Source organism: Streptomyces tailanensis, assembly GCF_008386495.1.
GTDB classification, from domain to species: Bacteria; Actinomycetota; Actinomycetes; order Streptomycetales; family Streptomycetaceae; genus Streptomyces; species Streptomyces tailanensis.
This window is the reverse complement of record NZ_VTHJ01000014.1, coordinates 142,199-150,469: the sequence shown is the minus strand read 5'-3', so window position 1 is coordinate 150,469 and position 8,271 is coordinate 142,199. Positions and strand designations below refer to the sequence as shown.

General features: G+C 66.8%; 7 protein-coding genes. 2 read left to right on the top strand and 5 right to left on the bottom strand.

The window, feature by feature from the left end; translation table 11 throughout:
* Positions 1-62: 62 nt before the first annotated feature.
* From F3T56_RS14270 to F3T56_RS14250, 5 genes are all read right to left on the bottom strand, one after another.
* On the bottom strand, positions 63-1,208 hold the full coding sequence (locus F3T56_RS14270; RefSeq protein WP_149825546.1) for a DUF475 domain-containing protein: 1,146 nt from the start codon (positions 1,206-1,208) through the stop codon (positions 63-65).
* A gap of 165 nt (positions 1,209-1,373) precedes the next feature.
* The gene (locus tag F3T56_RS14265) at positions 1,374-1,949 is read right to left on the bottom strand and encodes a TerD family protein (protein WP_149825545.1); all 576 of its coding nucleotides are present in this window, start codon (positions 1,947-1,949) and stop codon (positions 1,374-1,376) included.
* Positions 1,950-2,058: 109 nt separating this feature from the next.
* Positions 2,059-2,634, bottom strand: a complete 576-nt coding sequence (locus F3T56_RS14260) for a calcium homeostasis/redox stress adaptation protein (protein WP_149825544.1) — start codon at positions 2,632-2,634, stop codon at positions 2,059-2,061.
* A gap of 127 nt (positions 2,635-2,761) precedes the next feature.
* Positions 2,762-3,220, bottom strand: coding sequence for a peroxiredoxin (locus F3T56_RS14255; protein ID WP_149825543.1), 459 nt, complete (start codon positions 3,218-3,220; stop codon positions 2,762-2,764).
* 193 nt (positions 3,221-3,413) lie between these two features.
* Complete coding sequence (locus F3T56_RS14250) at positions 3,414-3,851, bottom strand: DUF3052 domain-containing protein (protein WP_172638938.1); 438 nt, start codon at positions 3,849-3,851, stop codon at positions 3,414-3,416.
* A 401-nt stretch (positions 3,852-4,252) separates the two neighbouring features.
* Here F3T56_RS14250 and aceE point away from each other — a divergent pair, with 401 nt between their 5' ends.
* Positions 4,253-7,000 (top strand): pyruvate dehydrogenase (acetyl-transferring), homodimeric type, encoded by a 2,748-nt coding sequence (gene aceE, locus F3T56_RS14245; RefSeq protein ID WP_149825541.1) that lies wholly within the window; start codon positions 4,253-4,255, stop codon positions 6,998-7,000.
* A gap of 108 nt (positions 7,001-7,108) precedes the next feature.
* A complete protein-coding gene (locus F3T56_RS14240; RefSeq protein WP_149825540.1) occupies positions 7,109-7,867 on the top strand; it encodes a potassium channel family protein in 759 nt (252 codons plus the stop codon).
* The last annotated feature ends 404 nt before the right edge of the window (positions 7,868-8,271 follow it).

Sequence of the window (8,271 nt, the reverse complement as noted above, 5' to 3'; positions counted from 1 at the left end):
GCCGACGAGGAGGAGTCCTCGTCGGCCGCCCCGCTCAGAGCGTTCCCTCACCCCGAGGGTGGTCACACCCCGGAAGAGACCTCCGCCTTGTCGGCGGCGTCAGCTTTTCCCTCCGCGGCCGCCAGCGCCTTGTTGCGGCGGACGGAGGACCAGAAGGACCAGCCGATCAGGATGACACCGATGGAACCGGTGATGAACTCGTTGATCTCGTACTGGATGGTGACGAGCAGGATCGCGGCGAGCGCGCCGATCGCGTAGTGCGCGCCGTGCTCCAGGTAGACGTAGTCGTCGAGGGTGCCCTGGCGGACCAGGTACACGGTCAGCGACCGGACGTACATCGCGCCGACACCGAGGCCCAGCGCCATCAGGACGATGTCGTTGGTGATGGCGAAGGCGCCGATGACACCGTCGAAGGAGAAGGACGCGTCCAGGACCTCCAGGTAGAGGAACATGAAGAACGCGGCCTTGCCGGCGAGGGCGACGGCCGAGCGCGGCTTGCCCGTGCGCTCCGCCGCTTCTTCCTCCTCGTGCTCGCGCTCCTCCTCTTCCTCGAGCTTGTCCTCGAAGTAGCCGGAGAGACCGCCGACGACGAGATACGTGATGAGGCCCGCGAGCCCGGAGATCAGAACCGTCTGCGCCTTGTCGACGTGCGCGCCGCCATGCTGGTGGGCGTTGGTCGCGAAGGTCATCGAGGTGATCAGCAGGACGATCATCGCGATACAGGCCGACAGCATGTCGATCTTGCCGAGCTTCGCCAGCGGCCGCTCCAGCCAGGCCAGCCACTTGATCTCCCGGTCCTCGAAGATGAAGTCCAGGAAGATCATCAGCAGGAACATACCGCCGAAGGCGGCGATCGACGGGTGGGCGTCGGTCACGTACTGCTGGTACTGGTCCTTGTCGGTGAGCGCCAGGTCGACGGCCTCGATCGGGCCCAGCTTGGCGCTGATCGCGACGATCACGACGGGGAACACCAGGCGCATACCGAAGACGGCGATGAGGATGCCGATGGTGAGGAAGATCTTCTGCCAGAAGGCATTCATCTTCTTCAGGATCCCGGCGTTGACCACCGCGTTGTCGAACGACAGCGAGATCTCCAGGACGGACAGGATCGCGACGATACCGAACGCGGCCCATCCACCGTAGAGAACCGCTGCGACCAAGCCGAGCGCGGTGACCGCGAACGACCAGCCGAAGGTTTTCAGAACCACTGGCTACCCAATCGTGTGTGTACGGCGTTCCCCCGCGCCGCGCGCGGCTTTACGAAACTTTGAACCGAAGTCTAGTCCTCTGCCCCTCGTGGCCCACACAACCCCGGCTTTAGCTCATATTGCGCAACAAGTACCGTCATTCACAACACGTCGCACCACATGAAACTAAGAAACGTTGACCCCGAAGTCCAGTGCGATGCCGCGCAGACCCGACGCGTACCCCTGGCCGACCGCCCGGAACTTCCACTCCGCGCCGTAGCGGTAGACCTCGCCGAAGATCATCGCGGTCTCGGTGGAGGCGTCCTCGGAGAGGTCGTAGCGGGCCAGTTCCTGGCCGTCGGCCTGGTTGACGACGCGGATGAAGGCGTTGCTGACCTGGCCGAAGGCCTGGCCGCGGTTCTCCGCGTCATGGATGGAGACCGGGAAGACGATCTTGTCGCAGTGGGCCGGCACCTTGCTGAGGTCGATGATCAGCGACTCGTCGTCGCCGTCGCCCTCGCCGGTGAGGTTGTCACCGGTGTGCTCGACCGAGCCGTCCGGGCTCGTGAGCTGGTTGTAGAAGATGAACCACTCGTCCCCCAGCACCCGTCCGTTCTGGCACAGCAGCGCGCTGGCGTCCAGGTCGAAGGCGGCTCCGGTGGTGGTCCTGACGTCCCAGCCGAGCCCTACCATCACCTTCGTGAGGTTCGGCGCGGCCTTGGAGAGGGAGACATTGCCCCCCTTGGCGAGCGTGACACCCATGCTGCTGGTCCTCCCCGATTTGGATCATGTGTGACGAGCACATCCGGCGCCGCTGTCGAATGACAGCGGCGCCGGACATTGGTGAGTCTTGTGGGACTTCCCCCGAGACTCAGACGTTCACACCGAAGTCCGCGGCGATACCGCGCAGACCCGAGGCGTAACCCTGGCCGATGGCACGGAACTTCCACTCGGCTCCGTGCCGGTACAGCTCGCCGAAGACCATGGCGGTCTCGGTGGAGGCGTCCTCGGAGAGGTCGTAACGGGCGATCTCCGCCTCGCCCGCCTGGTTCACCACGCGGATGAACGCGTTGCGGACCTGGCCGAAGGACTGCTGGCGGTTCTCGGCGTCGTAGATCGAGACGGGGAAGACGATCTTCTCGATCTCGGCCGGGACACCCGCGAGGTTGACCTTGATCTGCTCGTCGTCGCCCTCGCCCTCACCCGTGAGGTTGTCACCGGTGTGCTCGACCGAGCCGTCGGGGCTCTTGAGGTTGTTGAAGAAGACGAAGTTGGCGTCGCTGCTGACCTTGCCCGAGGCATCCAGCAGCAGGGCGCTGGCGTCCAGGTCGAAGTCGGTGCCGGTCGTGGTGCGGATGTCCCACCCCAGACCAACGATGACCGCGGTCAGGCCCGGGGCCTCCTTGGTCAGCGATACGTTGCCGCCCTTGCTGAGGCTGACTCCCACGAGTCCTCCCTATGTCGTCAGGGGCGGGGAGCCCCGTGTTGCGTTGGTATCGGATCAACGTGTCGATCCTAGTGAGGGGTTCCCGCCCGCCGCAGGCCCTGGGACGGACAAATCACAGGGTGTCGATTCACAGGGCGCCGAGGGCGGCGACGTACTCGTTCAGGTCACGGGCGTCCGGCAGGGCGTTGACGACGGTCCAGCGGACGACGCCCTCCTTGTCGATGATGAACGTGCCGCGCACCGCGCAGCCCTTGTCCGCGTCGAAGACGCCGTACGCGCGGCTGACCTCGCCGTGCGGCCAGAAGTCGGACAGCAGCGGGTACTCCAGCCCCTCCTGCTCCGCGAACACCCGCAGCGTGTGGATCGAGTCGTTCGACACCGCCAGCAGCTGCACGTCGTCGTTCACGAACTTCGGCAGGTTGTCCCGCAGCTCGCACAGCTCGCCGGTGCACACGCCGGTGAACGCGAACGGGTAGAAGAGCACCACCACGTTCTTCTCCCCCCGGAAGTCCGAGAGCTTCACGGTGGCGCCGTGGTTGTCCTTGAGCTCGAAGTCGGGGGCCTTGTCGCCGACCTGGATCGCCATGATTCTCCTGCGTCCCTTCCTGGGCTGTACGGGTGGCCCAGCCTACGCAGAAGAGCGGGGCGCCCCATCAGGGGCGCCCCGCAAAAAGGGGCGCGAGGCTCAGTCGATATGCGGCTCCGCCGCGCGTGCGCGACCAGCCACCACGAATCCGCAGCCGCCGACGCACAGAACCGCCCGAGCTCTCAGGCGAACGTCACCTCTTGGACTTCGCGGCCTTCGGCGTCACCAGCCGGCTCCCACTCCAGTCCTTGCCGACGCTGACACTCTTCGACGCGGACAACCCCGCAGTCGTCGCGGCCTCCGAAATGTCGCTGGGCTCCACATAGCCGTCCCGCCCGGTCTTGGGCGTCAGCAGCAGGATCGAGCCACCCTCCTCGATGTACGTGGTGGCGTCCACCAGCACATCGGTGAGGTCGCCGTCGTCGTCGCGGAACCACAGCACGACGGCATCGGCCACGTCGTCGTAGTCCTCGTCGACGAGCTCACTGCCTACGACTTCCTCGATGGACTCGCGGAGCTCCTGGTCGACATCGTCGTCGTAGCCGATCTCCTGGACCACCTGCTCGGGCTGGAACCCCAGCCTGACGGCAGGGTTCGTCCGCTCCTCCGCGTGGTCCGCGGTCGCGCTCACGGGTTGCCTCCTGATCATGTTCGGGTGGGGTTGCCCCCGGGATATCAGCCACGCGCGCACGCGAGGCGTTGGCCGTAGTCCACACGGGCGGGACGGATCGCGCAAGTACCCAGCCTCGGAGACCGCCGAAACGGTGACGATCCGGGCCGTGTCACCGCAACTCTCTGCGCGGACTCACAGGCACAGGTGACACACGACACACCCATCTGCCCGGTTTGTGCATTCGGTAAGCATCCGGGGGTACGAGGGCCGAATGGCTCTACTACCTTTACGGAGCAAGTAATCGCCCTGGTTACCTCTCGGTAGAGATGACGTTTGCGCCCCCGAGGTACACGATGGGGAACGGTGCAGGCACCCATGAATACCCATGAAGAGTGGCCCTCTGACAGCTAAGGAACAGCGTGGCTTCCGGATCCGATCGCAATCCGATCATCATTGGCGGCCTTCCGAGTCAGGTCCCTGACTTCGACCCCGAGGAGACCCAGGAGTGGCTGGACTCGCTCGACGCCGCCGTGGACGAGCGCGGCCGTGAGCGTGCGCGCTATCTGATGCTCCGGCTCATCGAGCGGGCCCGCGAGAAGCGCGTGGCCGTGCCCGAGATGCGCAGCACGGACTACGTCAACACCATCCCCACCAAGAGCGAGCCGTTCTTCCCGGGCAACGAGGAGATCGAGCGGAAGATCCTCAACGCGACCCGGTGGAACGCCGCCGTGATGGTGTCCCGGGCGCAGCGCCCCGGCATCGGCGTCGGCGGTCACATCGCGACGTTCGCGTCGTCCGCCTCCCTCTACGACGTGGGCTTCAACCACTTCTTCCGGGGCAAGGACGGGGGCGACGGCGGCGACCAGATCTTCTTCCAGGGGCACGCCTCCCCGGGCATCTACGCCCGCGCGTTCCTCCTCGACCGGCTCGGCGAGCCGCAGCTCGACGCCTTCCGCCAGGAGAAGTCGAAGGCCCCCAACGGCCTGTCCAGCTACCCGCACCCGCGCCTGATGCCGGACTTCTGGGAGTTCCCGACCGTGTCCATGGGCCTCGGTCCGCTGGGCGCGATCTACCAGGCGCGGATGAACCGGTACATGGAGGCGCGCGGGATCGCGGACACCTCCAAGTCCCACGTCTGGGCGTTCCTCGGCGACGGCGAGATGGACGAGCCGGAGTCGCTCGGCCAGCTGACGATCGCCGCGCGCGAGAGCCTCGACAACCTGACCTTCGTCGTCAACTGCAACCTCCAGCGCCTCGACGGCCCGGTGCGCGGCAACGGCAAGGTCATCCAGGAGCTGGAGTCGGTCTTCCGGGGCGCCGGCTGGAACGTCATCAAGCTGGTGTGGGACCGCACCTGGGACCCGCTGCTCGCGCAGGACCGCGACGGTGTGCTGGTCAACAAGATGAACACCACGCCGGACGGCCAGTTCCAGACGTACGCCACCGAGACCGGCGCGTACATCCGCGACCACTTCTTCGGTGACGACCACCGGCTGCGCGCGATGGTCGAGAACATGACCGACGACCAGATCCTGCACCTGGGCCGTGGCGGTCACGACCACCGCAAGATCTACGCGGCCTACAAGGCGGCTTACGAACACAAGGGCCAGCCGACGGTCATCCTGGCCAAGACGATCAAGGGCTGGACGCTGGGCCCGAACTTCGAGGGCCGCAACGCCACGCACCAGATGAAGAAGCTGACGGTCGCCGACCTCAAGGGCTTCCGCGACCGCCTCCACCTGCCGATCTCCGACAAGGAGCTGGAGAGCGGGCTTCCGCCGTACTACCACCCCGGGCGGAACTCCGAGGAGATCCAGTACATGCACGACCGCCGCAAGGGGCTCGGCGGTTACGTCCCCACGCGTGTCGTGCGCGCCAAGCCGCTCCCGCTGCCGGAAGACAAGACGTACGCGAGCGTGAAGAAGGGCTCCGGCCAGCAGTCGATCGCCACGACCATGGCGTTCGTACGACTGCTGAAGGACCTCATGCGGGACAAGGAGATCGGCAAGCGGTTCGTGCTGATCGCGCCGGACGAGTACCGCACGTTCGGCATGGACTCCTTCTTCCCGAGCGCGAAGATCTACAACCCGCTCGGCCAGCAGTACGAGTCGGTGGACCGCGAGCTGCTGCTCGCGTACAAGGAGTCGCCGACCGGGCAGATGCTGCACGACGGCATCTCCGAGGCGGGCTGCACGGCGTCGCTGATCGCGGCCGGTTCGGCGTACGCGACACACGGCGAGCCGCTCATCCCGGTGTACGTCTTCTACTCGATGTTCGGTTTCCAGCGCACCGGCGACCAGTTCTGGCAGATGGCCGACCAGTTGGCGCGTGGCTTTGTGCTGGGAGCGACCGCCGGGCGTACGACGCTGACCGGTGAGGGTCTCCAGCACGCGGACGGCCACTCGCAGTTGCTGGCCTCCACCAACCCGGGCTGTGTCGCCTACGACCCGGCGTTCGGGTACGAGATCGCGCACATCGTGAAGGACGGTCTGCGCCGGATGTACGGCGAGACCGCCGACGGCAAGCCGGGCGAGGACGTCTTCTACTACCTCACCGTCTACAACGAGCCGATCCAGCACCCGGCCGAGCCCGCCGATGTCGACGTGGACGGCATCCTCAAGGGCATCCACCGCTTCAAGGCCGGCGAGTCCGGCGCGATCCCGGCGCAGATCATCGCCTCCGGTGTCGCGGTGCCGTGGGCGGTCGAGGCGCAAGCGATCCTCGCCGACGAGTGGAACGTCAAGGCGGACGTCTGGTCGGCGACCTCCTGGAACGAGCTGCGCCGCGAGGCGATCGACGTGGAGCGGTACAACCTGCTGCACCCCGAGGAGGAGCAGCGCGTCCCGTACGTGACGCGGAAGCTGAACGGCGCCGAGGGGCCGTTCGTGGCCGTCTCCGACTGGATGCGGTCGGTGCCGGACCAGATCTCGCGGTGGGTGCCGGGGACGTACCAGTCGCTGGGCGCCGACGGGTTCGGTTTCGCCGACACGCGGGGTGCGGCCCGGCGGTACTTCCACATCGACGCCCAGTCGATCGTGGTCGCGGTGCTGACCGAGCTCGCCCGCGAGGGCAAGGTCGACCGGTCGGCACTGAAGCAGGCGATCGACCGGTACCAGCTGCTCGACGTGGCCGCGGCCGACCCGGGCGCGGCGGGCGGCGACGCGTAAACACTGCGCTGGCTGAGCCGTCCTGAAGCTCGGTGTCAAGGGGGTGGTGGACCCATGGGTTCACCACCCCTTCACGTTTTCTACGACGCGTTTTCTACGATGCGGAGCATGAAGCAGCGATCGGGCTCGGCGCAGGCCCGTTGGGAACAGCACACACAGCAGCCGCTGTTCGGTCTGGCCGCGGTCTTCGCCGTCGCGTACGCCGTACCGATCGTCCAGCCGGACGCGAGCGCGGACGTGAAGTGGTGGTGCGAGGTCACCGAGTGGGCGGTGTGGGGCGCGTTCGCGTTCGACTACCTCGTCCGGGTCGCGCTCGCCGAGCGCCGGCGGGAGTTCGTACGGTCGCACTGGCTGGACCTGTGCGCGGTGGTGCTGCCGATGATCCAGCCGCTGCGATTGCTGCGGGTGGTGGCGACGTTGTTGCTGGTCGGGCAGCGGGCGCGGATCGCTTCGCAGATACGGCTCACGACGTACGTCGGCGGGTCGGTGGTCGGGCTGCTGATGTTCGGGTCGCTGGCGGTGCTGTCCGTGGAGCGGAACTCGCCGGACGGGAACATCCATACGCTGGGCGATGCCGTGTGGTGGTCGTTCACCACGATGACGACCGTGGGGTACGGGGATCACGCGCCGACCACTGGGCTGGGGCGGGTGTTGGCGGTTGGGCTGATGCTGTCGGGGATCGCGTTGTTGGGTGTGGTGACCGCGAACATCGCCGCGTGGTTCATCGCGCGGTTCGAGAAGGATGACGCGGAGGAGCGGCGGCAGACGGCGGCGATCGCTGAGCTGACGGAGGAGGTTCGGTTGCTGCGGGCGGAGGTCGCGGCGTTGCGGTCTTCTGGAGGGGCTGTGCCGAAGCAGCGCCTATGACCGTAGGGCCACTGAGGGCCCCTCGGCTTTGGTTGCCGAGGGGCCCTGCCCTTTTCTCTCACTGCGGACCGTTCGAGTACAGAACGGCGGGTACCGTTCCTGTGGACCGAGCGTGAGTGAGCCCGCTCAGCCGCACGCCCCGAACGGTCTTGGGCGCTCCCCCACTGCCTCAAGGGCGTGGGAGGTACCCCCAGGTCCCCGGCGTACTCAACCCCGGGGCGGCGACACGCATCCTGTACGTGGTCCGAGCCCGGGAGGCCAGTTCCCTGCGCGACCTGGCCAATTGGGTGCAGTTAGAGGCGACGGAGAGGCCCTGAACCATCACTCCGGTGGAGCAGGGGCCCCGCACGCTGACGCCGTACCCGGCGTCCCAGATCGCAGGATCACGTTAGCCCGGTCGGACC

Coding starts and splice junctions, on each gene's coding strand:
- F3T56_RS14265 (WP_149825545.1), bottom strand. CDS start 1,949: ATGGGTGTCACGCTCGCCAAGGGGGGCAATGTCTCCCTCTCCAAGGCC.
- F3T56_RS14255 (WP_149825543.1), bottom strand. CDS start 3,220: ATGGCGATCCAGGTCGGCGACAAGGCCCCCGACTTCGAGCTCAAGGAC.
- F3T56_RS14240 (WP_149825540.1), top strand. CDS start 7,109: ATGAAGCAGCGATCGGGCTCGGCGCAGGCCCGTTGGGAACAGCACACA.